At 51.9% G+C, this 24,623-nt stretch carries 26 protein-coding genes, 1 pseudogene and 1 riboswitch; of the genes and pseudogenes, 21 read left to right on the top strand and 6 right to left on the bottom strand.

The annotated features are described in order from the left end of the window. The first annotated feature begins 59 nt into the window (after positions 1-59). The 7 genes from NST96_RS18475 (at position 60) to NST96_RS18445 (ending at position 5,708) form a co-directional block, all read left to right on the top strand. Positions 60-518 (top strand): GNAT family N-acetyltransferase, encoded by a 459-nt coding sequence (locus NST96_RS18475; protein ID WP_327956037.1) that lies wholly within the window; start codon positions 60-62, stop codon positions 516-518. A gap of 160 nt (positions 519-678) precedes the next feature. Next, positions 679-1,068: a VOC family protein gene (locus NST96_RS18470; RefSeq protein WP_024985629.1), complete on the top strand. Its 390-nt coding sequence runs from the start codon at positions 679-681 to the stop codon at positions 1,066-1,068. Between the two features lie 77 nt (positions 1,069-1,145). After that, positions 1,146-1,619 carry an immunoglobulin-like domain-containing protein gene (locus tag NST96_RS18465; RefSeq protein ID WP_024985628.1) on the top strand — a complete coding sequence of 158 codons (474 nt, stop codon included), beginning with the start codon at positions 1,146-1,148 and terminating at the stop codon, positions 1,617-1,619. Between the two features lie 110 nt (positions 1,620-1,729). Further along, positions 1,730-2,374 carry a pyridoxamine 5'-phosphate oxidase family protein gene (locus NST96_RS18460; RefSeq protein WP_003386415.1) on the top strand — a complete coding sequence of 215 codons (645 nt, stop codon included), beginning with the start codon at positions 1,730-1,732 and terminating at the stop codon, positions 2,372-2,374. Between the two features lie 306 nt (positions 2,375-2,680). Next, on the top strand, positions 2,681-3,241 hold the full coding sequence (locus tag NST96_RS18455; protein ID WP_342404280.1) for a DUF1697 domain-containing protein: 561 nt from the start codon (positions 2,681-2,683) through the stop codon (positions 3,239-3,241). Between the two features lie 4 nt (positions 3,242-3,245). Then, positions 3,246-3,929 carry a hypothetical protein gene (locus NST96_RS18450; RefSeq protein WP_031932766.1) on the top strand — a complete coding sequence of 228 codons (684 nt, stop codon included), beginning with the start codon at positions 3,246-3,248 and terminating at the stop codon, positions 3,927-3,929. Positions 3,930-4,295: 366 nt separating this feature from the next. Continuing rightward, the gene (locus NST96_RS18445) at positions 4,296-5,708 is read left to right on the top strand and encodes a diguanylate cyclase (protein ID WP_339166313.1); all 1,413 of its coding nucleotides are present in this window, start codon (positions 4,296-4,298) and stop codon (positions 5,706-5,708) included. A gap of 165 nt (positions 5,709-5,873) precedes the next feature. Here the strand turns inward: NST96_RS18445 and NST96_RS18440 are convergent. Continuing rightward, a pseudogene (locus tag NST96_RS18440) lies at positions 5,874-6,248 on the bottom strand (hypothetical protein); the annotation flags it as partial. A gap of 253 nt (positions 6,249-6,501) precedes the next feature. Here NST96_RS18440 and NST96_RS18435 point away from each other — a divergent pair. Together NST96_RS18435 and NST96_RS18430 are read left to right on the top strand one after the other, a co-directional pair. After that, positions 6,502-7,125, top strand: a complete 624-nt coding sequence (locus tag NST96_RS18435; protein ID WP_003386409.1) for a YhbD family protein — start codon at positions 6,502-6,504, stop codon at positions 7,123-7,125. Between the two features lie 15 nt (positions 7,126-7,140). Next, positions 7,141-7,869 carry a polymer-forming cytoskeletal protein gene (locus NST96_RS18430; protein ID WP_003386408.1) on the top strand — a complete coding sequence of 243 codons (729 nt, stop codon included), beginning with the start codon at positions 7,141-7,143 and terminating at the stop codon, positions 7,867-7,869. A gap of 218 nt (positions 7,870-8,087) precedes the next feature. On the opposite strand, the gene NST96_RS18425 is transcribed toward NST96_RS18430, so the two are convergent. Next, the gene (locus NST96_RS18425) at positions 8,088-8,981 is read right to left on the bottom strand and encodes a sugar phosphate isomerase/epimerase (RefSeq protein WP_227277541.1); all 894 of its coding nucleotides are present in this window, start codon (positions 8,979-8,981) and stop codon (positions 8,088-8,090) included. Between the two features lie 305 nt (positions 8,982-9,286). On the opposite strand from NST96_RS18425, the gene NST96_RS18420 reads away from it, so the two are divergent. The 8 genes from NST96_RS18420 to NST96_RS18385 all read left to right on the top strand — a co-directional run bounded on the left by NST96_RS18420 (position 9,287) and on the right by NST96_RS18385 (position 17,394). Next, a complete protein-coding gene (locus tag NST96_RS18420) occupies positions 9,287-10,642 on the top strand; it encodes a DUF455 family protein (RefSeq protein ID WP_024985621.1) in 1,356 nt (451 codons plus the stop codon). Between the two features lie 37 nt (positions 10,643-10,679). Next, positions 10,680-11,366: a deoxyribose-phosphate aldolase gene (gene deoC, locus NST96_RS18415; protein WP_003386405.1), complete on the top strand. Its 687-nt coding sequence runs from the start codon at positions 10,680-10,682 to the stop codon at positions 11,364-11,366. A gap of 199 nt (positions 11,367-11,565) precedes the next feature. After that, on the top strand, positions 11,566-12,507 hold the full coding sequence (gene rbsK / locus NST96_RS18410; RefSeq protein ID WP_327927498.1) for a ribokinase: 942 nt from the start codon (positions 11,566-11,568) through the stop codon (positions 12,505-12,507). 61 nt (positions 12,508-12,568) lie between these two features. Further along, positions 12,569-14,083, top strand: coding sequence for a sugar ABC transporter ATP-binding protein (locus tag NST96_RS18405; RefSeq protein WP_031932771.1), 1,515 nt, complete (start codon positions 12,569-12,571; stop codon positions 14,081-14,083). Next, positions 14,080-15,060, top strand: coding sequence for a ribose ABC transporter permease (locus NST96_RS18400; protein WP_024985618.1), 981 nt, complete (start codon positions 14,080-14,082; stop codon positions 15,058-15,060). The genes NST96_RS18405 and NST96_RS18400 overlap by 4 nt, the downstream gene beginning before the upstream one ends. A 40-nt stretch (positions 15,061-15,100) precedes the next feature. Beyond that, positions 15,101-16,087 (top strand): substrate-binding domain-containing protein, encoded by a 987-nt coding sequence (locus tag NST96_RS18395; RefSeq protein ID WP_342404279.1) that lies wholly within the window; start codon positions 15,101-15,103, stop codon positions 16,085-16,087. Between the two features lie 23 nt (positions 16,088-16,110). Beyond that, the gene (gene rbsD / locus NST96_RS18390; RefSeq protein WP_024985617.1) at positions 16,111-16,566 is read left to right on the top strand and encodes a D-ribose pyranase; all 456 of its coding nucleotides are present in this window, start codon (positions 16,111-16,113) and stop codon (positions 16,564-16,566) included. 93 nt (positions 16,567-16,659) lie between these two features. After that, complete coding sequence (locus tag NST96_RS18385; protein WP_003386397.1) at positions 16,660-17,394, top strand: GntR family transcriptional regulator; 735 nt, start codon at positions 16,660-16,662, stop codon at positions 17,392-17,394. A 452-nt stretch (positions 17,395-17,846) separates the two neighbouring features. Here NST96_RS18385 and NST96_RS18380 read toward each other — a convergent pair whose 3' ends face one another. Then, a complete protein-coding gene (locus tag NST96_RS18380) occupies positions 17,847-18,182 on the bottom strand; it encodes an antibiotic biosynthesis monooxygenase (protein ID WP_003386395.1) in 336 nt (111 codons plus the stop codon). A 195-nt stretch (positions 18,183-18,377) separates the two neighbouring features. On the opposite strand from NST96_RS18380, the gene NST96_RS18375 reads away from it, so the two are divergent. Then, positions 18,378-18,830, top strand: coding sequence for an SRPBCC domain-containing protein (locus NST96_RS18375; RefSeq protein ID WP_003386394.1), 453 nt, complete (start codon positions 18,378-18,380; stop codon positions 18,828-18,830). 54 nt (positions 18,831-18,884) lie between these two features. On the opposite strand, the gene NST96_RS18370 is transcribed toward NST96_RS18375, so the two are convergent. The 3 genes from NST96_RS18370 to NST96_RS18360 all read right to left on the bottom strand — a co-directional run bounded on the left by NST96_RS18370 (position 18,885) and on the right by NST96_RS18360 (position 21,730). Next, positions 18,885-19,082 carry a hypothetical protein gene (locus NST96_RS18370; protein WP_122958233.1) on the bottom strand — a complete coding sequence of 66 codons (198 nt, stop codon included), beginning with the start codon at positions 19,080-19,082 and terminating at the stop codon, positions 18,885-18,887. Continuing rightward, positions 19,079-20,875 carry a phosphomethylpyrimidine synthase ThiC gene (gene thiC, locus NST96_RS18365; RefSeq protein ID WP_342404278.1) on the bottom strand — a complete coding sequence of 599 codons (1,797 nt, stop codon included), beginning with the start codon at positions 20,873-20,875 and terminating at the stop codon, positions 19,079-19,081. Before thiC ends, NST96_RS18370 begins: the two co-directional genes overlap by 4 nt. 154 nt (positions 20,876-21,029) lie before the next feature. Then, positions 21,030-21,141, bottom strand: a riboswitch (TPP riboswitch). Between the two features lies 1 nt (position 21,142). Then, positions 21,143-21,730: a hypothetical protein gene (locus tag NST96_RS18360; protein WP_024985612.1), complete on the bottom strand. Its 588-nt coding sequence runs from the start codon at positions 21,728-21,730 to the stop codon at positions 21,143-21,145. Positions 21,731-21,969: 239 nt separating this feature from the next. Between NST96_RS18360 and NST96_RS18355 the strand changes: the two genes are divergently transcribed. The 3 genes from NST96_RS18355 (at position 21,970) to NST96_RS18345 (ending at position 24,503) form a co-directional block, all read left to right on the top strand. Then, positions 21,970-23,193, top strand: a complete 1,224-nt coding sequence (locus NST96_RS18355; protein WP_024985611.1) for a SufS family cysteine desulfurase — start codon at positions 21,970-21,972, stop codon at positions 23,191-23,193. A gap of 88 nt (positions 23,194-23,281) precedes the next feature. Further along, positions 23,282-24,094, top strand: coding sequence for a pyridoxine/pyridoxal/pyridoxamine kinase (pdxK, locus tag NST96_RS18350; RefSeq protein ID WP_003386387.1), 813 nt, complete (start codon positions 23,282-23,284; stop codon positions 24,092-24,094). Between the two features lie 148 nt (positions 24,095-24,242). Further along, positions 24,243-24,503, top strand: a complete 261-nt coding sequence (locus NST96_RS18345; RefSeq protein ID WP_342404277.1) for a thioredoxin family protein — start codon at positions 24,243-24,245, stop codon at positions 24,501-24,503. Positions 24,504-24,623: the final 120 nt, after the last annotated feature.

Raw genomic sequence — 24,623 nt, 5'->3', positions numbered from 1 at the left:
TGGAAATGCTAAATAAAGGAAAAATGTTGCAACGGACATACTTTCTAAAAGGAGTCTCCATGATCACCAAAATCAATTTCACCGAAACCGATACCGTCCAAAAGCTCTCCGACCTGCAAAAAGCCGCATACCAGGTAGAAGCAGAACTGATCAATTTTTTTGAAATCCCCCCGTTGAAAGAATCATTTCAAGAGTTCCAGCAGTGCGGCGAGGAATTCTTGGGTTATTTTATCGATAACAAACTTGCAGGCGCCATTTCCTATACCATAGAAAATGAAGAACTGACGATCTGCAGAATGGTTGTGCATCCGGCTCATTTCAGAAAGGGAATTGCCCAAAAGCTGTTGGTGGCGATGGAATTGCAGAATGCAAATTGTTCTTCTTTTAAAGTAGCGACCGGCAGAGAAAATACCCCTGCCAAAAATCTGTACGAAAAAAATCATTATCAATGGAAGCGGGATGTTGAGGTCGCACCTGATGTTTATATCAGCTTTTTTGAAAAAGCAGGAAAGAACTAAGGGCTGGATGGCCTGAGCCTGTATCTGCAACGCGCTGCCATGTTTGTCTGAAAGTCAAGGCACTATTGGATGGCAGGACGATAGATTCCAGAGAAAGCGAATGGTAAAAATGGTATGACGAGTATATACAAGCTGTCGGGTATGTAAGGGAGGAATATGTTTGATCTATGAAATGACGGTTCAAGTTCGTGTTCCAGATATAAAAGAAGGACAAAAGTGGTATCAAACACTGCTCAAAAAGGAACCCGACTTCATCCCTCACGAAGGATTCGCAGAATGGGAGCTTATTCCCGGATGTTGGCTGCAGGTGGCGGAAGGTGCTCCCGCTGATGGCAGCGGACCTATTCGCTTTGGCGTTGCAGATATCGAAGCGGAGCGGGACAGGCTAAGAAGGGAATTGCATATCGAGAGCTTTGAAATCTGTTCGAGAAAAGAAGTTCCTGTAAAATGGGGGACTTTTTCCGACCCCTGGGGAAATCGGCTGGGGTTCTTTGAATACTTGAATGAGACAGAGAAAAAGGAACGCATAAAAGCTATTTTAGGAAAATAAAAAAATCTGCTCACAGGTCCCAATAAAATGGAAACGCTCCAGCATCGCCTCCGTCTTTTAAAGAAGGGGGGAAAAACATGCTTAAAAAGATTTTTTTGATAGCCGCTGTTGCCTTGGCTGTAATGCTCGTGGCCGCCTGTTCTTCGGAAAAGACAAAACCGTTGACAACCCTGTCGAGCTACGGAGAAATATCCAATCAGGCGAGCACAGAAGAAGCCAAGGTGGAAATGAATACAGAACAACCCAGCTACTCCGCTTCCGTTGACAAGGTGACGTTGAAAATCAAAAACGACGGTCCTACTACGTTGACATTTGGGACGCCTTTTACGCTTGAGAAACGGGAGCAAGGAAAATGGTACGTGGTCCCAATGCGCTCCGATATCGCGTTTACGTCCATTGGTCTTCTTGTCGAGCCGGGAGAAACGCGCGAGGACCAAATTAGCATGAGTGACCTTGACTATACCTTGACCAAGGGAGAATACCGGGTTATCAAAAGCTTTTCCGCAAATGAAAAGGAAATCATTGTGGCTGCCCGTTTTGAAATCGAGTAGCTTCGCGGCAACAAAGGCATGGGATGAGCCGCAATACCCTCGGGCGCAATGGCAGAAACACAGGAAGTGTAGTACGATGGGAGGATATTCCACAGGGAAAAGGTGATAAAATGAGCGCCGTATTTCGTGATGTGATCTCCACCGAACAACAATTTATGAAAGAGCTTCGCGAGCCTTTGGGAAATCCGAGCTCACTTGCGGCAAACAAAGTGGTTCACGCTCTTGACCGCCATTGCCGCGAGTTTATATCCAAGTCCCCCTTCCTGGCGATGGCTACCTCCGATGCAAACGGCCATTGCGACGTGTCGCCGCGTGGCGATGCACCCGGATTTGTCCTCGTGCTGGATGACCATCATCTGTTTATTCCCGAACGCCCGGGCAACCGCCGGATGGATTCCATTCAAAATATTATTGCAAATCCCCACGTCGGCCTTCTATTCTTCATTCCCGGACTGGGGGAAACGCTGCGGATAAACGGTAAAGCGGTTGTTTGCCGCGATCCGGAATTGCTTGAAAAAACCGCTGTAAGCGGCCGGACTCCCATGTATGGCATCGGGGTTGAGGTGGAAGAGGTGTACGCGCACTGTGCAAAAGCCTTCATCCGCTCCGGTCTGTGGAATCCGGATTCGTGGTTGGCCAAGGAGCTGCTGCCTTCCGTCCCGAAAATGCTGGCAGATCACTCGAAAACCCCAAACTCTACGGCAGAAGAGGTAGCAAGCCAACTGCAAGACAGCTATAAGAACCGGCTTTACTAATGGCTGGGTACTGTGTCATAAAGGTGTGCCTTCATTCACCATTTTTTGAATGGTAGCAACAGTTCTATAGGTTGCATGCCTCATCGAGATTCGGTGAGGCTTTTTTGCGTTCGTAGACGCATGGCCTGTCGATTGAAAGAAATGGTGAGCGAACTCCTGAAAATGGAATCGGCAATTGCATATCCAGATACGCCCATGATACCCTTTTAAGATAATGTTGCGACAATGGAAACTTCCAAATCGGTGCATCGCTTTAGAGCATCAAATGGGGTGTTCACACTATGCCTGGAAAGGGTCGTGGGATCGATGGCCATTTATATCGCGCTTTTGCGAGGGATTAACGTAGGCGGCAAGAATATGATCAAGATGGCGGAGCTGAAGCGTACATTTGAAACAATGGGCCTCGGCCGCGTGCGGACGTATATCCAAAGCGGCAATGTTCTCTTCGAATCGGAAGAGGAGGAAGAACCGCTGCGCGAGCGGATTGAACAGGAGATAGCTGCAGCCCAAGGTTTGTCCGTGAGTGTCATTTTGAGGACGGCTGAGGAATTGAGACGGATTGCCGCGAGCTGTCCATTTTCGGAAGCCGCGCTGGAGAAAGCGGAGGAATCGGCAGAGGGAGAAAGCCTGTACGTAGGCTTTTTGCTCAGGGAGCCTTCACGGGAAGGGATGGAACGCTTGGCCCCCTACAAAAATGAAGACGAGCAGTATTACATTGCAGGCCGCGAGATATTCCTATTGTTTAGTCGGAGTGTTCGCAATTCCAAGCTTTCCGCGAATCTGCAGAAGCTGGATGTCCCGGTGACGGTCCGCAATTGGAATACGCTCAACAAGCTGGTCGCATTGGCAAATGAGATGGAGGCCTAGTCGGATGATGATGGACCGGGTGGATGCCGCCGTTCAAAATAATATCGCATGGTGCGGGACTGTTTGTGATACGCACGGGATTGCCCAAGCCGCTCACAGCCACGTCTGGGGAGTGCTTTCGAAGGCGCCTGCTTTTTATCCTGATATCATCTCTTCGAGCAGGAATGCAACAACTGCCGATGTACAAGCCTTCGCGGGGAGGCGAGACATTTTGAGCATTAAAGACAGCTATGCGAATCTGGACTTGTCCCCTTTTGGTTTTGACATCTTGCTTGAGGCAGAATGGATATACCGCGACTCGATTTCGGTTAGTCGACCAGCTCGAGCTTCATGGCGCTTGATTGCCACCGAAAAAGACCTGATGAGCTGGACGCATGCCAATGGATTGCAAGACGTGATCAAGGCTGATCTATTGAAGCAAACAGCCGTGAAACTATTCATGCACGAAGAAAAGGGTGAAATCTCCGGTTTTATTGCAAATCTGGCTGCGGGTGTAGTAGGGATTTCCAACGTCTTTACTACGAATCATGCCAATGAAGGTCTGTGGCTGGATATTGCAAGCATAGTGTCGGCTGAATTTCCGGGAGTGCCAATGGTGGGATACGAACGAGCGGGCGACTTGTCGGCGGCTCTACTATCCGGTTTCACATCGATAGGATCGCTCCGTGTGTGGGTGAAATCATCATGAGAAGGCTTGCGTGCTGTTGTACCGTTTTTAAGTGGAAATGAGCAGAAGTTTTATCCGATTGCAAACGCAGGAAACAAGCTGATAACTGCTGCATGCAAATGACGTGTGCCTCTCCCGGTACACGTTGCGGCGCTGCATGGCGGTAGTCGGACTACATGCCGTATCTTGCAAAATCGACAGTCGTGCGGGTAGAGGTTGACCGTTAAGGGGGTTAACCTCTTTTTTCGTAGAATGCATAATACCGGTATGAAAAAAGAGCGGTTTAGCCGATATAATCTAGGAGTGCCGAAATACCCCCGGCACAGGCATTCAAAACATCCGTCTCTATGCTAACTAACAACACGAATAACAGGAGTGATCGACCACGTGAAGGAAGGACTTGCCCTGACTTTAAAAAATATAGCCATTCTTTTATTTTATGCAGCATACACGCTTGTAAAGCTCTTTTACTTTCAGATACTGCCCTACGCTTTGCATTTTTTGATCGACATCACGGCGCTCTCGATGACGTATATTGTGGTCCAGCCCACCTGGATCAAAACATTTCGCAGACTCCGCAAATGGGTGACGTACGCGATCACGGGCATAGCGATGGTTATTTGCGGCCTGTGGACAATCGAGCATTACTACCTGTTTGGCTCCCAGCTCGGGATTGAGCTGTACTACATCCCGATTGTCCTTGCCACCTTGTTTTTGTCGACGACAGCCGGACTGATCGTCACCGGAATATCCAATCTCATTTTGCTGCTGGTAAAAATTCTCGTAGGCAGCTTTCAGGCTGACTACCTCATCGAGATGTGCCTGAACATCCTGTTCACGGGATTGCTCGTTTATTTGATTCGAACTGTCGTGAATCTGCGGGACCAGGTGGCCAACAAGCAGCATGTGCTGCTGCAGAATTCCCGCGATCTGGTGATCGGGATCAACCGGGAAGGCATTATTGATGTTTGCAACGCAAGCATGCTGCAGTTTCTCGGGGTAGGGAAGGCAGATGTTACTCAGCAGTATTTTTGGGAAGTGGAAGAAAAGCTGGGTGCCGAGGAAAACCAGGCGGTGGAGGCGATCTTTTCGCTCTTGTACACGGAAAAAACGGCAGGATGCAGGGAGTTGGAGATTGTTAAAGGCGGGAAATCATACACGTTCAGCGTCAATACGTATCATTTCAAGGACGATGGCTTTATTAACGGAAGGATTCTCGTATTGTCCGATCTGACAGAGAGAAAAGAAATGGAGCGGGAGCTGGAGAAGAAGGCGACGGAGGACAAGCTTACAGGGCTGCACAACCGCGGGTATTTTGAGGCGAAATTCAAGGAAGAAAAGCTTCGCTCCGAGAGGTATCACCACCAGCTTTCGCTTATCTTGATCGACCTTGATCACTTCAAGCGGATTAATGATCAGTATGGGCATCTCGCGGGGGATGCGGTTCTGCGAGAGACAGCCCGGTTCATCCGTTCCCACGTACGCGAAACGGATTGTACGGCCCGCTATGGGGGAGAAGAGTTTGTCATTCTTTTGCCGGAAACAGGAGAAGAGGAGGCAATGGAAGTAGCGCAGCGGATTCACCAAGGGCTGGCCGATCGAATCATCTGCCACGAAGAGAAAGAAATTCGGGTAAGCGCATCGCTGGGAGTGGTGACGAGCGAAAGCAGCTTTGATCTGTCCGAGCTTTTGGGGCTTGCTGACAAAGCCCTTTACCAGTCGAAAAAAAACGGACGCAACCAAATCACCTCCGCAAACAGTTTACGGGAAAAGGAACAGTATTTGGAGCCAGAAAGGTGAATGAGGAAATGTGGAACCAGGAATTCATCGCCTTTCCAATCCGCCGATGAACAAATGAATTGTGGAATTGATTCAGCGCAGCATGGAAAGACAGCGATGGGGGGACCTCGGCAGCAAAAGCTCGCGGGGTCTTTTTTTTGTTCCATTCTCCCTATTTTGCAATGCTTACTTCTTCCTGCTTTTCGCACGGCCTTCCTTTTGCCGGCTATTCATTCCCCTGTTCAGAGCCCGTCCGGTCGTTCCGCCGCCAACAGCTTGCTGCTGCTTCGTAGAGCTTTGGATAGCCGCATTCGTTCCGCATGTACTGTCTTTTCCACTGCCGCTGGCCACCTGCGTAGCTGCTGCAGCTGTGCTTTTCTTGTTGCGGCGCTTGGCGACCTGATTGTTGATCACGATGACGAGACCCTCGTTGTCCCGTTTCTTCTTTCGCTTTTTGCTAGGTTCAGACTGTTTTCCTCTCATTCCGAGATTTCGCGCGCGACCGTCCGCTCCGACACTTTCCTGTTGCTGGGTATTGGAAGAGTCGATCGCGGCGTTGTTTCGTTCGTTTCACCGATGGGATCAGTCCTTTTTTGGTGAAGTTTGTATACAAAATGCGGCTGAATCAGAAAAAGTGTGGGACAAATGGCAGGATCGCCAGAAAATGCGCGAGAGTCCCGTTGATAGGAGGACGGAGAACAAAGCAAAAACGAGAACAATGAGTCAAAGGAAGGAAGGCACAAAACAAGGGGATAAAAGACCGCATTTACAACGTAACAATGTTATGTTACATTATCTTCAGGAGGTGTTCCAAATGGAACCAGGACTAATCTCCAAAAAAGAGCTGCTGGAGCTGACAGGCATTTCATACGGACAGCTCTATAGATGGAAACGAAAACAACTGATCCCGGAGGAGTGGTTCATCCGCAAGTCCACGTTTACGGGCCAAGAGACGTTTTTCCCCAAAGACAAGATATTGATTCGGATCGACAAAATCTTGAATATGAAAGAGGATTTGTCCCTGGACGAACTGGCGGATATGTTTTCGCCCAATGCAGCAGAGCTGTCATTGACGAAAGAGGATTTGATAAAACGAAACATTGTTACAGAGGTTTCGCTGAATTTTTATCTGGAACAAACAGGAGACAGCAGTCCGTTTCCTTTTGAACGGATTCTGCAGTTGTTTGTACTGGATAAAATGCTGAAAACCGGCGAAATGAGCCTGGATGAAGGGAAGATGCTGCTTCAGATTTTTCAGGATCACTCTGCCAGCCTGGAAGGCAAAAAATTCGACCTGATGTTTGTGCGAAAGCTGGGGATATCCACTTTTTTGCTGATCGAAAGCGACAGTCGCGTATATCTTGAAAGAAACACAAAAATCGTGCAGCGGCTAAACCTGAATAGCTGCATAGAAGAACTAAAACTACAGATTGGGTAACGGAGGTTGGCAACGATGGATAATCAACAGCGTAGCAGTATCAATATCAATGGGGCAGGAACGGCGACTGGAGGCTCCGTCGACGAAGTGAAAATAAACGGATCGGGTACGATAACAAGCGATCTGGACTGTGCTTCATTCTTTTGCAACGGGACTTCCGACGTCCGCGGAAATGTAAAGGCTGAGCGGATCAAAGTGAATGGCACAGCCTCTTTTCAGGGGAATGTAAACGCCGGAAAGGTAAAGGTATATGGCACCTGCGATATTGAGGGCAATTTGACGAGCGGTGAAGTGCTGGTGAGCGGCTCTTGCGGCATTAAGGGGACGGTGTCCGGGGAGAGCATTGAGATACAAGGTTCGGTTTCGATTGCCCATGACTGTGAGGCGGAGTCTTTTCGAGGACTGGGCAGTTTTTCGGTTGACGGGCTGCTGAATGCGGGAACAATCGACATCGAGCTGTACGGAAAGGCGCGCGCCAAGGAAATTGGCGGCGAGAAAATAACGGTCAAACAAGGGAGAAGGTTTGGCATCGGCAAGCTGATCAGATCCTTTTTCGCTGGGGCCCATGAACTGCACGCAGGTACCATCGAAGGCGACGAAATCTATCTGGAATATACGCGAGCCAAAGTCGTCAGAGGAAAAAATGTTGTGATCGGAGAAGGCTGCGAGATCGATGAGGTGGAGTATACAAGCGACCTCAAAATTTCGCAAGACGCGAAGGTGCGAGGCCACAAAAAGATTTGACGCAAGCTGCCTCTCTTTGCGATTTTGCCGGTATTTTTTCCGTCGGGAACGATCGATAGGGGCCCATTTTCCACAATTTGGACCTATAAAAGGAAAGGCAGCTTGGCCGATAATAGAAGTAAGGAATGACAATTCCTCGTAAAATTGTTCTGGGGATCAAAGACAGCCAAACTGTGCAGAGGCTGTCTATTTTTTTGCCCGGAAGTGGGCCCGTTCCATTACGAACGGGCCTGCTGCACTTCCCGCCAGGCCTTTTCCGCCAATTCTTTCAATACCAGCGATTGCTGCCAGCGGTCCGAGATTTCTTCCGCGGGCGTAGCGAGGTATCCGTTCAGGGCAATCGCATAGGGGACAGGCCCTAGTTCACAGACGAAAGGAAGCACATCTCCCTGCCTTGCTTCATCCAGCCAGCAAGCCATGCCCTGCTTCCACCATTGCATATAGCGCTCCGTCATCGGATGCTCGCCGCCAGGTCCGATGTCTGCTTGTATTTGCTGGCCGTTGGATACTCTGCCGTGGATGCAGGAAGTCCGCTTCAGCAATTTCTGAAAGCACGCTTCCGCCTGAGGATGGGGAACAAGCATCTCGCCAGCCAGGACGTAATGAGACAGATCGATGGTAAGGCGAAGGTCAGGCAATGCTTCCGCATACTCGACCGTTCGCAGCAAATCCTGTGTAATCCGTCCGCGGTGCGTTTCCACAAAAACAGGAATCCCATGGTTTTTGCCTTCGCGGATGATGCCCTTGAGCCGGTTGATCGCTTTTTCGCCTACGACGAAGGAATCCTTGACTTGCGCATTTACGTAGCTGACGCCAAACTGTTTAGCCTTGCGCAGAAACGCCGCAAATTCTTCCGGCTCCTCCGGGAAAGCTTCGACGCCGAATTGCAGGTTGTAATGGTCGAGCAAGCTGCGCCAGAGGCCTGCTTCTTCAGGGGCAGGCAGTCTCCCCATAATGCCGCCGTAGCCTGCTTCCGCAATTTTCGCTAGCTTTTTTGCGAGGGACCACTCGCCGTTTTCATCGCCGATCCCGCGCATAGCCCACCATGACTGGTGAACCTCCAGGCGAGGAGGAAGATGGTGAGGCCCGCACATACTTTGTAAGAAGTTCATGTACATTCTCCTTCGGTAGAAATGGATTTTCCAGAGACAATGTGGTAAGAGAGACAAAAAAACAGAATAGGAAAAGAAACTGACTACTTGGAAAAATGGGATTGACATCCGGCGGAAAAACCTTTACGTTTTTATTAGACGTCCATAGAGGTATATATTCCAACATGAACATATCATAATCTGAAACTCGCATTCTTTCAAGTGAATAATCGATCGAAAATAGATGTTCATGGATTTACTGGAAGGATGTACCGACAATGACGCCAGCAACGTTCTATGTGAGACGACAAGGAGGAGAAAAGCGGATGACACAAACGTATCTGCCGGGATCTGAGCGGGGCAAGTACATGCGTTACGACACGGCTGTAATCCTGAAGCGATTTTACCTTTGCGAAAAAGAGCTGGTCGTAGGCGAGGCAGGCTGGATTCCTGGCATTCCTTACTTTGACATGAAAACGCTTCTGCCCAAAATCTTGTGGGAGGACGCGATGACTGCAAATGCGCTGCGGGAACGAGTGTTTGAACTGCGTTTCCCAAGCCGGATTCTTGAAGTGGGCGAGGACCAGCAGCTGATCGACCTCATCCAGAGGGCCCGCTCGGCACCGAATGCGCTAGCCTTCCTGTCTTCGCTGGCACATGTCTTCAAACCGGCGCTTCTCCAGGCTTACCAAACCTATCTCCGCTTGGCCGATCATATCGGGGACGGCCCAACCTACCGCTTCATGAATCTCGCTGTGGAAGAAAAACAAAGGCAGATTCGGGAGATCAGTCTGTTGCTCGAAAGAGAGTCGGCTCGTGCCGATCATACGGATCGAGTCCTCGCCGAACAGTGGACAAATGAGATCCAGGAGCGCTTGCAGGCGATGGGCGGAATCGGCCTTGATGCGCCAGTGGCAGAGGCTGAGCAAAAAGAGACAGCTTTGGGAAATCAGCCCGCAGCAGCCGGCGAGTCCGCCGAAGCGCTCTCTCATGCGATCCCCTTTGCCCCGATGGAAGTGCCCGCCAGAGATGGCCGCTTTATTCATGTGCGCTTCTACTGGCCGGACAATGTGGACCCGTCGTTTCCTTACGGAGAAGGCTTCCGGCTACAGCTTCGGAGCGCCGTCAGCCATCTGAACGAGATTTGGGCGGTGGAAAATGCGGGACATGTCCTCTACTCGTTTGCCGGGGAGCTGGGATGGGAATTTATCTATGACGCCGCGCGCTGGGTCTACGACGAGAGCAGACATTGCCGGATGGGCTATGAGCGGCTCCGATCATGGGGATTTGAGGAAGCGGAACTGCCGCTTGGCACGTACATTTACGACAGCTGCAAAGGACAGGACCCGATCTACCGGCTCGGCATGCTGTTTTACTTTGAATCGAAGAACATCGGGAAAAAGCTGGACAGAATCAAAAATTTCGAATCGATGAATGACCGCACCAGCCAGCACGACATGGACTTCGACTGGGCCGATGAGACGATCCACACGAGCTATGGAAAGACGTGGCTGTCTGCGGCACTGAAAAAGCGGGGGCAGGACCCGGATGATTATACGGAGATCAAGGAAATGTGCGAAAGCATCGTCAAGCGTACGGTGGAAACGGCTACAGCCGAAGAAATTGAGAAAATCACGGAGATAGCCAACAGGATGATCGCAAAAGGTAAGGCTGCCCAGTAGGAAGGATCGCTACCCAAACATAGAGGAGTTGAAGAAAATGGCTACATTTACGGTAGAGCAAGTTGCCGCAAAAATTCAGCATACGCTGGTAACCCCCAATGCTTCGGAGGCAGATATCAAACGAGTTTGCGAAGAATGCCTGACCTACGGATTTGACGGGGCGATGATTCAGCCGGTGTGGATTCCCCTCGCCAAAAAACTGCTTGCGGGCAGCAAAGTAAAGGTATGTACGGCATTTGGCTACCCGATGGGCGGAGCTACCACTTTTACAAAGGTGGCAGAGGCGCGCGACGTGATTGCTGCCGGAGCAGATGAGTTTGACTTCATGCCGAACTACGGATTGTTCAAAAGCGGGCGTTACGACGAGTTCGCTCAGGAAATCGCTGCTGTCGTCAAAGCGGCCGAGGGCAGAGTGGTCAAAATCATGCTCGAATTCGGGATGCTGGATGAGGAAGAAAAAATAAAAGCCGCTACGTTGGCCAAGGAAGCGGGCGTCACCTACTTGAAAAATTCCAGCGGCTGGGGACAGGGCGGCCATGCCACGGTGGAAGACATCCAATTGCTTCGCCGCATCGCCGGCACACAGACACGGGTAAAAGCGTCCGGCGGGATTCGCACTTTTGAGGATGCCGTAAAAATACTGAACGCAGGCGCGGAGTTGATCGGGACCAGCGGAAGCGTGAAAATCGTCACGGGACAGGGAGAAGCAAGCACGGTTTATTAAAGCGAGGCCGTCTGCCCTGTCGATTGGTCAATGCCGACATAGCCATCCTATGGCAGGGAGCAGGGCTTCTCCCAAACTGTAATTTCAGACTCTTTCGATCATTATTTATTTTGACAAAACAGAAAACAGATGTATATCATGGTTTATAGACGTCAATATACGTTTATTACCTTTACTCTGATGCCAAAGGAGAAGAGAGATGGAGACACAAGGGCAAAAGCATATCGTCGTCATCGGCAGCTACAATGTCGGGTTTATCTGCAGCACGCCGCGAATGCCCGTTTGGGGAGAAACGATATTGGGCAGCGGATTCTCTGTTTGTGACGGAGGGAAAGGCTCCAATCAATCCGTTGCGGCAGCAAAATTGGGAGGCTCTGTTTCTTTTATCGGCTGTGTCGGGGATGATCCGTATGGGAAATCCGGCGTCGCCATGCTGCGAGAAGCGGGGGTCAATGTGGATGAGGTCTCCTTCTCACAGGCTGCCCCGACAGGTGTGGGCTTCGTCTTCCTGAATCAGCATGGAGAAAATTGCATCGTCGTCGATCCGGGAGCAAACCACCTGCTTTTGCCCGAGGAATTGGAGACGAAAGCGTCCATCCGCCGCGCCGATATTCTCGTATTCCAACTGGAAAATCACTTGGATACGATCCGCAAAGGCATGGAGCTCGGCCGCAAGTGGGGGAAAACGGTGATCCTCAACCCGGCTCCGGCAACGCCGGATTTGGACGATTTGCTCGCGCTGTCCAGCATCGTCACTCCGAATGAATCGGAGCTTCTGATCCTGCACGGCCTCGATCCTGCTGCCGAGCTGACGGACGTGGAGTGTGAGCGTTTGGCCCGGCTGCTTTTGGAAAAAGGCCCGGAAGCGGTCATTGTCACCCGAGGGGAGAAGGGCGCGATGGCTGTGACAGCAGATGAGGTCGCATCGATTCCGGCTCCGAAGGTAACCGTGGCAGATACGACCGGAGCAGGCGATTCCTTTACAGGGGCATTGGCTGTCGCCTTGTCGGAAGGCAAGTCGCTTGCGGAAGCCGTGCGGTTTGCTTGCTGCGTCGGCGCCTACTGTGTGACCAAGGAAGACGTCATACCTGCGCTCCCCACGAGGGAACAACTGAATGATTTCATCAAGACGTTTGAATAAATGCCATTTTTGAAAACGCTTTAAATGGAAGCGGGATTGAAAGACGAGGGGAGGGAGCCAGATGCCGGCGCTACTGAGTCTGCAGAAAATCGAAAAAAGCTTTGGAAGCAATCAGATTTTGCACCAGGTAGACTTTCACCTGCAAAAGGGACAGGTTCACGCACTTCTCGGGGCCAATGGAGCCGGAAAATCCACGTTGATGAAGATCATTGCTGGAGAGTACACCAAGGATGCGGGAACCATCCGGATCGAAGGCGAGGAGGTGCAAATCCTAAGTCCAGGTCACGCCAAACGCCAGGGGATTAGCGTTATTCATCAGGAACTGAGTCTCGTGCCAGAATTTACGGTCGCAGAAAATGTGTATCTCGGCAAAGAGCCGGCACAAGGACCGGGATCATTTCTTCTGTCTCGGAGCGAAGCCGCTAGGAAGACGAGAGCGCTGCTCGACAAGTACCAGATTGAGCTCGATCCGCACCGCAAAGTCAAAGACCTCTCGATCGGGCAGCAGCAGGTGGTCGAAATCTTGAAGGCGATCTCGGAGGACTCCCGTGTCCTGGTCATGGATGAGCCGACAGCGACCTTGACCGCAGCGGAGACCAATCAGCTCTTTGAAGTGATCCACTCCCTCAAGTCAAAAGGGATCGGGATTATCTACATCTCGCATCGCCTCGATGAAATCCAGCAAATTTGCGACTGGGTCACGATCCTCAAAGACGGCAGAAAAACAGCCGAGGGGCCGATCGCGGAGTTCGGCAACGAGCGGATTATCGAATGCATGGTGGGCAGACAGATGGATCATTACTACCCAAACACGAAGCACAACCCGGGCGAAGTCGTTCTCGAACTGCAGCATATACGGAAAAACGGAGTCCTGCGCAATGTCTCCGCCACCTTCCGAAAGGGAGAAATCGTCGGGATATTCGGACTCTTGGGAGCCGGACAGTCAGAGCTGATGCGGATTATTTTCGGCGCAGACCGGGCAGATGGGGGACAGCTAATTTGCAAAGGCCAGGCGGTCCAAATCGATTCACCGCGTACCGCGATGAGCCACGGAATCGCGCTGGTGACCGAAAACAGAAAAGAAGAGGGCCTGGTGCTGGAGCTCGGATCGGATCAGAACATGACGCTGACCAGCATGGAGCAATTCTCCGGCTACGGGCTTCGCAACCTCGGAAAAATCAAGGAGATCGCCAAAGAGTGCGTGGGGAAATTGAACATCAAGCTGCACGCCCTGCATCATCCGGTCAAGCATTTGAGCGGGGGAAACCAGCAGAAAGTGATTCTCGGCAAATGGCTGCTTACCTCCCCGGACATTATTCTTTTGAGCGAACCGACGAGGGGAATCGACATTGGGGCAAGGTCGGAGATCTACCACTTGCTCGACCGGCTGGCACATGAGGAAAAAGCGATCGTGATCGCGTCGAGTGATGTGGATGAAATCCTTGGACTGTGTGATCGGGTCTTGATCATGTTCCGGGGAGAAATCATCGCAGAGGTAGATCAGGCCGATGCCAGCATCGAACTCCTCATGGAATATGCGTCTGGAGCCCGGCAAACAACGGGGGTGGGGGGATGAACATGATCAATAGCACAAATCCGGTTGCAAGCAAACCGGCGGTAAACAGGCTCAGTCTGATTCAGCAATACGGCATGTTTTTTATCCTGATTCTCGTGGCAGCGATCTTCACGATGCTGACACCAAACTTTTTGACGCCGTCCAACCTGATCAACATTTTAAGACAGGTATCGGTAATCGGCATTGTGGCAGCCGGTCAAACGCTCGTCATCATCACGTCGGGAATTGATTTGTCCGTAGGCAGCATCGTCGGCCTGTCGGGAGCGGTTTCGGCGGGAGTTACGCTTGCCACAGGAAATGCGTTTCTGGGAATTGCCGCCGGGCTGTTGACGGGGATGGTATTCGGGGTGGCAAACGGTCTGTTGATCTCCCGCCTGAAACTGACGCCCTTCATCGTAACATTGGCCTCGATGACGATGCTGTCCGGTTTTACCCTGATCTATACGGGCGGAAATCCGATTTTGGTGACAAACCCGGTCTACAAATTCATCGGGCAAGGCTATGTAGGTCCGATCCCGTTTCCTGTCGTCGTTCTTTTGCTGGTCTACGCCATTCTTTACTTCGTCCTAAAGCGAACGGTTCACGGCCAGTATATTTACGCCATCGGCGGCAATGAAAAAGCTTCCTTGCTCGCGGGGGTGCGGGTAAACCTGCACAAAACGATTGTGTACGGAACATCGGGATTGCTGGCAGGTCTGGCCTCCGTCATCCTGACAGCGCGTTTGTCATCGGCGACACCTGTCGCGGGAACGGGGTATGAGCTGGACGCCATCGCCGCGGTCATCCTGGGCGGAACGAGTCTGTTCGGCGGCAAAGGAAGCGTGGTCGGGACACTGATCGGGGTCCTGCTGCTCGGGATACTGACGAGCGGAATGAACCTGATCAACGTCTCTCCGTTTTACCAAAATGTGGCAAAGGGGTTGATCGTCCTGTTGGCAGTCATCATCGACCGGATGATCAACAAAGAAAAACAATAGCTCACAGAAAATGGCCAATAAATTGAGGAGGGGAATTTTCATGAAAAAATGGATGTTTTCATTGGTAGCAGCGACGCTGATGCTGACAGTTTCGGCGTGTGGTTCGTCCGGTACAACTGGCGCTCCGGCCACGGGATCGGGCGGCTCCGCGCAAGGCGGCAGTGCGGGCGAGGGCAAGATCAAAATCGGCTATGCGATCAACACTTTGAACAACCCGTTTTTTGTCGCCGTAAAAAATGGAGCGGAAAAAGAAGCGGAAAAGCTGGGCGTAGAGCTCGTGGTGGTCAATGCAAACGACGACCTGGCCACACAGCTGCAAGGCGTAGAGGATTTGATCCAGCAAAAGATCGACGTCCTCATCCTCGATCCGGTGGACAGCAAAGGGACCATACCAGCCGCAGAAGCAGCGAATAAAGCCGGGATCAAGGTGATCACCACGGGACGCGAGCTGGAAGGCGCCGAAGTCGTCACGCATCTGGGCTATGACGAGGTCAGGCATGGCATCGTCGCAGGCGAATTCATGAGCAAGCAGCTGGGCGGCAAGGGAAATGTCGTGGAGCTGCAAGGCATCATGGGCACAAACGTGGCACAGGATCGCAGCAAAGGCTTCCAGGAGGGCGTTGCGACATCGCCGGACATCAAGATTGTCGCATCGCAGTCGGCCGACTTTGATCGGGCCAAAGCCATGACGGTCATGGAAAACATCCTTCAGGCCAATCCAGAGATAAACGGCGTCTATGCGGCAAACGACGAAATGGCGCTCGGTGCGGTACAGGCGATCAAAGCGGCAAACCGCACAGGCATCATGGTCGTATCCAATGACGGTACAGCCGATGCTCTTCAGGCGATAAAAGACGGCGACATTGCCGGGACGATGGCCATTTATCCGAACCAGTACGGACAAAAGGCAGTCCAGATCGCCAAGAAAGTAGCCGGCGGCGAATCCGTGGAAAAGAAACTGGAGCTCCCCTCTATTTTCGTAAGCAAGGATAACGTAGAAGAAGCGATCAAGGAATCTCAAAACTAATTGGAAACGAGGAGCGAAGAACAATGAAAAAAGGTACAATCCTGAACCGTGAGCTGAATGAAGCGATTGCCTCGATGGGTCACACTGATTATATGATCGTCTGTGATGCCGGTTTTCCGATCCCAAATGGCGTAAAGCGCATTGATTTGGCGCTGAAAAAGGATGTGCCCGATCTGGAAACGGTTCTCTCCCTGATCGCCGGAGATTTCATCGCAGAAAACATCTACGTCGCCGAGGAGGTCGAAACGAACAATGCGCCTCTGTACAACAAGCTCAAGGCGATGTTCCCCGGCGTAGAAATCGGCACGATGGAGCATCAAAAAATATTGAGCGAGATGGCTTATAAAGCGAAGGTGATCGTCCGTACAGGTGCATTCGATCCATGGGGCAACGTCATCCTGCAATCCGGGGTGAGCGTTCCGCAGTGGTTTGACAAGCCCGGCATCGTTGTTCCCGATTATTACAAAGACAAAATGTAAGGTGTGCAAACCTGGCAAGCTGGGGGTTGTCTTGAAAAAACAGCGGGATAAAAGTATAGTAAATGAGAATAAGTTGGATAAAGGGTGAACCCAGTGATCGAAAAAACAGGTCCGGAACCGATTTATATTCAAGCGAAAAATTGGATTCGGGGAAAAATTGCCAGCGGCGAGTGGAAGGCAAAGGAGAAGCTGCCGTCGGAATCGGATCTCGCAGCCACATTGGGAATCAGCCGGGGTACCATCAAACAAGCGATCAAGCAGTTAATCACAGAAGGCATTCTCGTCCAGATACACGGGAAGGGAACCTTTGTCGTAGGCGAGCAAATGGAGTATCCGTTGGCGGAGAGACTGATTTCCATCGCCGAAACCATGATCGAAAGTCACAAAGACTTTACGACCAGGCTGCTCGGACTGGAGACCTCCCCAGCCGATCAAACCGTAAGCCGGTTTTTGGAGTTGGACCCATCCGGACAGGTTTATCATCTAAAGCGGCTGCGTTTTATCGAAGACACGCCGGTTGTCTTTTTGGAGAACTTTTTGCCGAAACAACTCTTCCCCGGCTTCGAGCAGAACAACTTTGAGGAGAAGACGTTGTTTTCCATAATCGAAGATCGCTACAAACTGAGAATCTCCTGGGGAAAACGCTCATTTTTGGGAAAAGGCGCTGACGAGAAGATCGCGGAAATGCTGCAGATCGACAAAGGAACGCCGATTACGTTCCTGGAGCAGACCATTTACACCGAGGACAATGTACCGATCGAGTATTCCAAAGTATGGCTGCGAAACGATCAGATCAAGCTGACCTCCATTCTGAAAAGAACGCAGTAAGTATGAACGGCTTGCTTCAGAGGAAGCGAGAAAATGCTCTCATCACGAATGTCAGCCAATTCGACCGACACAAAGCAAAGCCGTCGTCGATTCGTTGCAGGACACCATGCTGACGAGCAAAAAGAGCAAAAAGCAAAAAACGCTTCAAAAGAAAGCAAGACATATGTTTGCAAAGAGAAGCTGGAGGCTGACGTCAAAAGCCTCCAGTTTTTTATGCGGCCAACCTTTGATTAAGCATCCTTTAGTCCGCTGCTTTTGGATGCGGTTCTGCTTTTGGATGCGGTTCTGCTTTTGGACGAGGTTCCGCTTTTGGGGCGAAGCCGGCCAGTCTACATCCGAGAGGTGTCCCACCGTACCTGATTGCTTTCTTCTATTTTCATCTCCACTGCCAAAAGCCTGAACGACTGCAAACAAAAAAACGCGGAAAATGGCTCCGCGTCCGAATCTTCATCTTACAGCTCATTCAACGAATACTCTCTTTCTACTCTGCAAATCCTCGTCACGTACTGCTCATACCATACCTGTTTCCCTTTTTCCTGCGCCACCAGATGGTCCTCGTTCTGCTTCCAGTTGCGAATATCCTCCAGCGACTGCCAGTACGAGATCGTCACTCCGAATCCGTCCGCATCGCGCGTGCTTTCCACGCCGAGAAAGCCCGGCTGGGCAAATACCAGCTTCTCCATCATTGCGGCCATCTCTTCGTACCCCGTATTATCCGTTTGTGTCCGTTGACTGGTGAAGATCACAGCATAGTAAGGCGGCTTCGGCGTCTTTGCAAATGGCCCCATTTTACCCCCACTCCCTCAACTGGTATCTGTTAACAAGTATAGCACCCGCCTTTTTTTCTGTAACCTATTTCTCCACTGACAGCGATTGTCAGGGATGAGTGGATATACTCGAAAAAGCTCCGGGTATCAGATCTCTATGGGGCGGAAACCTTTTTGCCATACAAAACACTAACGATACGAGGGGGACTTTCAAAGATGAAACCAACCGACTTGCACTACGAATTTTACGTATTGGCAACCCCAGAGCAGGTGTGGGACACGCTCGTCTCGCCAGATGGGGTAAAAGCCATTTACGGGGGCTGTGTGATCGAGTCAACGTTCCGTGAAGGAGACCCGATCCGCTATATCGGCCCGGGCGCAGACGGAGATAAAACCATCCACGTCTACGGCGTCATTTTGCAGTGCGAGCAGGCCAAGACGCTCAGCTTTACCCACTTTGTCGGCGATTCCTACCACCCCGGCCAGGAACGGTACGAATCGCGCATCACTTATCGGCTCGAACCGGCCGGCGCGTCCACAAAGCTGACCCTGACCCATGACCGTTGGCATGAGAATGATCTGTCATACGATAACAGCGCGAAGGCATGGTGGATGATCCTCAGCAGCACGAAGACACTGATCGAAACAGGAAGGCCGCTGGCATTTTAAAAGTCGGTTTCGCCATCGGAAACAGTGCTGTAACCCAGCGCCGCAGTCGCTCCTTTAATAATAAAGACTTTCCGTCCACTGGCATTTTCGGCACATGCGGGAAAGCGGGGTCTCCAGAAAATCGTGATCACATGCTTTTTGGGCAGTCCCAAGCTGCGCGCGGAGTGCGGCTAAAGCCGACTCCAACCGCTTGATTTCAGCACGCAGCTGGCCGGGATCACGCAGTTTTCCTATATCGGCATCCCGCTTCATTTCCTGTCCGTCCCTTTGTACAGTTGTCCTCCCTGCTCGCGGAATTCCCTGGCTTTTTCCTGCAGCCCCTCGTCGATAGCCGCATGGACCGAAAGCTGGTTGTCTCGGGCGTAGGCGCGAATATCCTGGGTGATTTTCATGCTGCAAAATTTGGGGCCGCACATTGAGCAAAAATGGGCAGATTTTGCCCCTTCGGCAGGGAGAGTCTCGTCGTGATACTCGCGTGCCCGCTCAGGGTCAAGCGAGAGGTTGAACTGATCGTTCCAGCGGAATTCAAACCGCGCCTTGGAAAGCGCGTCGTCGCGAAGCTTGGCTCGCGGATGTCCTTTTGCCAGATCGGCGGCATGGGCGGCGATTTTGTAGGCGATCAGGCCGTTGCGCACGTCCTCCTTGTTTGGCAGGCCGAGATGTTCCTTCGGGGTGACGTAGCAGAGCATCGCGGTGCTAAACCAGCCGATCATCGCGGCGCCGATAGCGGACGTGATGTGATCGTAGCCGGGAGCGATATCGGTCGTGAGCGGGCCCAGCGTGTAGAATGGCGCTTCGTGGCAAAGCTCAAGCTGCTTATCCATATTCTCTTTGATCTGGTGCATCGGCACGTGTCCGGGACCTTCGATCATCACCTGCACATCATGCTTCCAGGCGATCTTGGTCAATTCCCCAAGCGTCTCCAATTCGGCGAACTGGGCTTCGTCGTTCGCATCGTCGATGGACCCCGGCCTCAGTCCGTCACCGAGCGAGACGGAAATGTCGTATGCCTTCAGGATTTCGCAAATCTCTTCAAAATGCGTGTACAGGAAGTTTTCCTGATGGTGGGCCAGGCACCAGGCCGCCATGATGGAGCCGCCGCGGGAGACGATTCCGGTCACCCGATTGGCGGTCAGCGGGATATAGCGCAGCAGCACCCCTGCGTGGATCGTAAAGTAATCCACTCCCTGCTCGGCCTGTTCGATCAACGTATCCCGGTAGATCTCCCAAGTCAGCTCCTCGGCTTTGCCATTTACTTTTTCCAGTGCCTGATAAATCGGGACAGTACCGATCGGCACGGGACTGTTGCGGATAATCCACTCCCGGGTCGTGTGAATGTGTTTTCCGGTGGAAAGGTCCATGATGGTGTCGGCTCCCCAGCGGGTGGCCCACATCATTTTTTCCACTTCTTCACCGATGGAGGAGGTGACCGCGGATGTGCCGATGTTTGCGTTTACCTTCACGTGAAAATGACGACCGATAATCATCGGCTCCAATTCCGGATGGTTGATGTTGGCCGGCAGGATCGCGCGGCCGCTGGCGATCTCGGCTCTGACGAATTCCGGCGAAACTCCTTCGCGGATGGCGACGAATTCCATTTCCGGCGTGATGATGCCGCGGCGGGCGTAGTGGAGCTGTGTGACGACGCTGCCTTTTTTGGCCCGAAGCGGCTTGCGGTCATTTCGGGGGAAAACAGGTACTGCTTCAAGCTGCTCGGCGCTTTTGAAGCCGTTATCGACAGGCTGCACCGGGCGTCCCGCGTAGGATTCCGTATCGTTTCTTTCCGCAATCCAGGGCTGCCGCAGGGAAGGCAGTCCTTTTTGAATGTCGGCAATGTAGTCGGTCGCCGTATACTCGCCGCTGGTGTCATAGACGCGAATGGGTGGGTTGGGAATTTCTCCGTACATGCCCTGGGATGGCGAAAGCTGGATTTCCCGCATCGGGACGCGAAGATCAGGCCTGCTGCCGACCTGGTACACTTTGCGGCTGCCAGGGAAAGGCTGTACAGCCGTCAGGTTGAGGGAAGATGCGTGTGGAATGGACATGAAAAAAACCTCCTTGTCATGGTTGCACGCGGCATGAACCCTGATGGAGGCGGAAGAAGACGCGTCTGCATGACAAAAACAAAACGCCGCAAAAAAACTTGCGACGCCAGACGCGAGAGCAGACAGGAAAGGGACGCAAGCATACGCAGTCCTCTCCGGTCTATATAAACATTCCTCCGCTGGCATTACCCAGTTCAGGTTCAACGGTCGACGACAGAGTAGCCGTCCTCTCAGCCTGGTCATCCCCAAGCTCCCGTGCATCATTGTTTAGAAATAGTTTGTTGTTTCCACCATAGCATAACTACTTTTTCCCAATTGTTCAAGAGGTTTTGTCGCAGCAGGAGGAAAGACATCGTGCAAAGCTTTGTCCAGCTTGTACCATTGGTCCATTCCCACCGAGGAGAGAATCGCGTCTCCATCCTCTTGCTTATAAGAGTCGAGATGAAACTTCGGCCCCATCGTAAACGGCTTGAGATAATGCTCTCCTTCCCGCGTTTCCACGTACATCATATACGCGTAGTCTGAAACCTTGTTGGCCGTTTCATATTCAAACTGCAAAATGAACAGCGAATCAGCCGTTCCCGTTAATTGCTCCACTTTTTCGCTGCCGGAGATCCAATCAACGACGGCAATCTGCTCGGTTTTATCCGAGTACAGGGAGAGAAGCTCCGGTTGCGCTTTGATGGAGTCTTCCCGGTAGTGATGTACCCATATGGCTTTCCCTTTTCCTGAATGAAAAAGCGATTCCAGCGCCGCTCCCGGGTGGGGCGCTTGTTGCTGTGAACACCCGCAGACGAGTGCAGATAGACAAAGGATGACGAAACGGAGCACGTGAGTTCTGGAATTCACTGCCATGATACTGCCTCCCTAACCCCGGAGTTAACCCCCGTTTTTGATGTGATGCCGCAGCGACATGCTTCCCAAAGTACGAACCCTCTCAATATAGTAAACGAAAAAGAAGAGGGAAACGTTTCAAGACAAATCCAACCATCTATAGGATAATCAAATGATTTTTATATAAATAATTGAATTGAACTATTGGTTTGCCGCGGCTATCCTTACGGGTAAATCCCGGAAAGGAAGTTGAGAGCGATATGAATCCGCATGAAGTGAAGAAATGCTTCCCGATTATGAATGTCCCGATCTACGGGAAGCGGCTTGTATATTTGGACAACGCAGCCACTGCCCAAAAACCGGTTCAGGTGATTGAGGCGCTGGAAGCATTTTATCGGATGGCAAACGCCAACGTTCACAGGGGAGTCCACTACCTGGGGGCAAAGGCGACAGACATGTACGAGGCGGCGAGAGAAAAGGTCCGCGCTTTCATCCGCGCAAGCGAAGCGGCCGAGATTGTTTTTACCCGGGGGACGACGAGCGCCTTGAATCTGATCGCCAGCGGATACGGCCGTTTGGTCCTTTGCGAAGGCGACGAGATCGTCATTTCATTGGCCGAGCATCACAGCAACCTGATCCCTTGGCAGCAGGCGGCAAAAGCGGCCGGGGCAACACTGAAATTCATTCCCTTGCAGGAAGATGGGACGATAACGCCGGAAGCTGTCCGTTCAGTGGTGACCCCACGGACTAAAATCGCAGCACTCCACCATATATCCAACGTCTTGGGAGATGTAGTACCGCTCAGAGAGATCGCCGGCATCGTCCATGCACACGGAGGAGTTTTGGTTGTCGACGGTGCGCAGGGAGCGCCTCATTCACCAGTCGATGTGGGGCAGATGGACTGCGACTTTTACGTTTTCTCCGGTCACAAAATGTGCGGTCCTACAGGAATTGGAGTTTTGTACGGGAAGCGTCCATTGCTGGAGCAATTGGTACCTGTTGAGTATGGAGGAGAGATGGTTGAGTCGGTCGATGCCGAATGGGCGTCGTGGAAAGAGCTTCCGTACCGGCTGGAAGCGGGAACCCCTTTGATTGCGGGAGCGATTGGGCTGGGGGCTGCGATTGATTTCCTCGCTCAAATCGGCATGGAGAAGATCGAACGGCATGACCGCAGGCTGGTTGGCTACGCACTGGAGCGGTTGCAGGAGCTCAAAGAATGCAAAGTGCTGGGGCCGCTGCGGCATCGGACGTCCATCCTGACGTTTCAACTGGGGGAGATCCATCCCCATGATCTGGCTACCGTGCTCGATGCAGAAGGGATCGCCATCCGTGCCGGTTACCACTGCGCGCAGCCGCTGGCGAAATGGTTTGGACAAGCGGCGACGGCACGGGCCAGCTTCTATCTCTACAACACCGAAGAAGACGTAGATGCGCTGATCCTGGGATTAAAGAAGGCGCAGGACTTGTTTCGCCGAAATAAATAAGACGGAGTGCCTAAAAAGATTCAGTGTCACGGATTTGGAGAGGCAAGCACGATGCTTAAAAAAGCACCATGAAGGAGGAAGGGCAGACATGCAAGTGTATAAAACAGTGACCATAGCCGGATCGGATTCCAGCGGAGGAGCGGGTATTCAGGCCGATCTCAAAACCTTTCAGGAGCTGGGGGTTTACGGGATGTCGGCCTTGACGACGATTGTCGCGCAAGATGAAAGCTGGGGCCATCATGTTTTTCCGGTTGAACCGGACACGGTAGCAGCGCAGCTACGAACGGCACTGGAGGTGATCGGAGCGGATGCTTGCAAGACAGGCATGCTAGGCTCTATCCGGGTCATCGAGCTTGTGGCCCAAGCAATCGCCGCGAGCGGCATTCAAACGATCGTTATCGATCCCGTCATGATTTGCAAAGGCGTCGATGAAGAACTGCACCCGGAAGTAAATGAGTGCCTCCGCGAAGTGCTGGTTCCGCTGGCGACCGTCGTGACGCCCAATCTGATCGAGGCGGCCAAGCTGAGCGGCATGGCACCGCTACAATCTGTGGAAGAGATGAAGGAAGCGGCCAGACGCATTCACCGGCTCGGTCCGTCTTATGTGCTGGTAAAAGGGGGAGGGCGGCTGCCGGGAGACAATGCGATTGACCTATTGTATGACGGCAGCAGCTTTGACATTTTCGAAGTGGAAAAGATCCGCACGACAAATACGCACGGGGCGGGCTGCTCCTACTCTGCCGCAATCACCGCGGAATTGGCAAAGGGAAGGTCAGTGCCAGAGGCAGTTGCGACCGCAAAAGCGTTTATTACCGAGGGCATCCGTCACTCGTTTTCCTTGCGCTCGTTTGTCGGACCGACCAATCACAGCGCCTATCGGCAATCAAAAGGCGGCAACTGACCAAGCGGGGCACCGTCTCTGCTTTCCATGTGTTCATTCGCTAAACCAATCCTTATCATATCGGATTTGGAATTGATGCTGCCTGCCAAAATCGCTACCTTATAGCTAAGGGCCCTTGTATTACATCAGGAGAGGAGGAGAGAAAAGGATGGCGAAAGCTGTGTTTTATCATGCTGGATGCAGTGTATGCGTCGATGCGGAACAGGCCATTTTGCCGTATCTCGACCGTACCAAAACCGATGTGGAAACCATTCATTTCGCCCAGCATCCGGACAAGCTGGACGAGGCGGAAAAACTGGGAGTGAAATCTGTGCCTGCACTCGTATTGAACGGTACGGTGTACCATATCAACTACGGGGCGAGCATGGAGGATGTCCGCAAGGCTGTTGGCAAGGCGGTTGGCAAGTAAGAAGGCGGCATCGTAGGCAGTGAAGGCAGTATCGTAGGCAGTAGCAACAATTTGTTCATGGCTCTTTACTCACCTCGTTGATAGAACCTCTTGGAGGCGTAAGCTCGTGCATTACGCCTC

The organism is Brevibacillus sp. FSL K6-2834, assembly GCF_038592925.1.
In the GTDB taxonomy this organism is placed as follows: domain Bacteria; phylum Bacillota; class Bacilli; order Brevibacillales; family Brevibacillaceae; genus Brevibacillus; species Brevibacillus borstelensis.
Note: the sequence above shows the minus strand (reverse complement) of the source record. Positions and strands in the feature narration are given on the sequence as shown.

Bases quoted from the DNA above. Each gene is read 5' to 3' on its own strand.
- NST96_RS18375 (WP_003386394.1), top strand. From the start codon at position 18,378: ATGAAACCAACCGACTTGCACTACGAATTTTACGTATTGGCAACCCCA.
- NST96_RS18475 (WP_327956037.1), top strand. From the start codon at position 60: ATGATCACCAAAATCAATTTCACCGAAACCGATACCGTCCAAAAGCTC.
- NST96_RS18380 (WP_003386395.1), bottom strand. From the start codon at position 18,182: ATGGGGCCATTTGCAAAGACGCCGAAGCCGCCTTACTATGCTGTGATC.
- NST96_RS18465 (WP_024985628.1), top strand. From the start codon at position 1,146: ATGCTTAAAAAGATTTTTTTGATAGCCGCTGTTGCCTTGGCTGTAATG.
- NST96_RS18425 (WP_227277541.1), bottom strand. From the start codon at position 8,981: ATGAACTTCTTACAAAGTATGTGCGGGCCTCACCATCTTCCTCCTCGC.
- NST96_RS18400 (WP_024985618.1), top strand. From the start codon at position 14,080: ATGAACATGATCAATAGCACAAATCCGGTTGCAAGCAAACCGGCGGTA.
- pdxK (WP_003386387.1), top strand. From the start codon at position 23,282: ATGCAAGTGTATAAAACAGTGACCATAGCCGGATCGGATTCCAGCGGA.
- NST96_RS18345 (WP_342404277.1), top strand. From the start codon at position 24,243: ATGGCGAAAGCTGTGTTTTATCATGCTGGATGCAGTGTATGCGTCGAT.
- NST96_RS18435 (WP_003386409.1), top strand. From the start codon at position 6,502: ATGGAACCAGGACTAATCTCCAAAAAAGAGCTGCTGGAGCTGACAGGC.
- rbsD (WP_024985617.1), top strand. From the start codon at position 16,111: ATGAAAAAAGGTACAATCCTGAACCGTGAGCTGAATGAAGCGATTGCC.
- NST96_RS18460 (WP_003386415.1), top strand. From the start codon at position 1,730: ATGAGCGCCGTATTTCGTGATGTGATCTCCACCGAACAACAATTTATG.
- NST96_RS18420 (WP_024985621.1), top strand. From the start codon at position 9,287: ATGACACAAACGTATCTGCCGGGATCTGAGCGGGGCAAGTACATGCGT.
- NST96_RS18370 (WP_122958233.1), bottom strand. From the start codon at position 19,082: ATGAAGCGGGATGCCGATATAGGAAAACTGCGTGATCCCGGCCAGCTG.
- NST96_RS18405 (WP_031932771.1), top strand. From the start codon at position 12,569: ATGCCGGCGCTACTGAGTCTGCAGAAAATCGAAAAAAGCTTTGGAAGC.
- NST96_RS18450 (WP_031932766.1), top strand. From the start codon at position 3,246: ATGATGATGGACCGGGTGGATGCCGCCGTTCAAAATAATATCGCATGG.
- NST96_RS18355 (WP_024985611.1), top strand. From the start codon at position 21,970: ATGAATCCGCATGAAGTGAAGAAATGCTTCCCGATTATGAATGTCCCG.
- NST96_RS18360 (WP_024985612.1), bottom strand. From the start codon at position 21,730: ATGGCAGTGAATTCCAGAACTCACGTGCTCCGTTTCGTCATCCTTTGT.
- NST96_RS18455 (WP_342404280.1), top strand. From the start codon at position 2,681: ATGGCCATTTATATCGCGCTTTTGCGAGGGATTAACGTAGGCGGCAAG.
- thiC (WP_342404278.1), bottom strand. From the start codon at position 20,875: ATGTCCATTCCACACGCATCTTCCCTCAACCTGACGGCTGTACAGCCT.
- deoC (WP_003386405.1), top strand. From the start codon at position 10,680: ATGGCTACATTTACGGTAGAGCAAGTTGCCGCAAAAATTCAGCATACG.
- rbsK (WP_327927498.1), top strand. From the start codon at position 11,566: ATGGAGACACAAGGGCAAAAGCATATCGTCGTCATCGGCAGCTACAAT.
- NST96_RS18430 (WP_003386408.1), top strand. From the start codon at position 7,141: ATGGATAATCAACAGCGTAGCAGTATCAATATCAATGGGGCAGGAACG.
- NST96_RS18395 (WP_342404279.1), top strand. From the start codon at position 15,101: ATGAAAAAATGGATGTTTTCATTGGTAGCAGCGACGCTGATGCTGACA.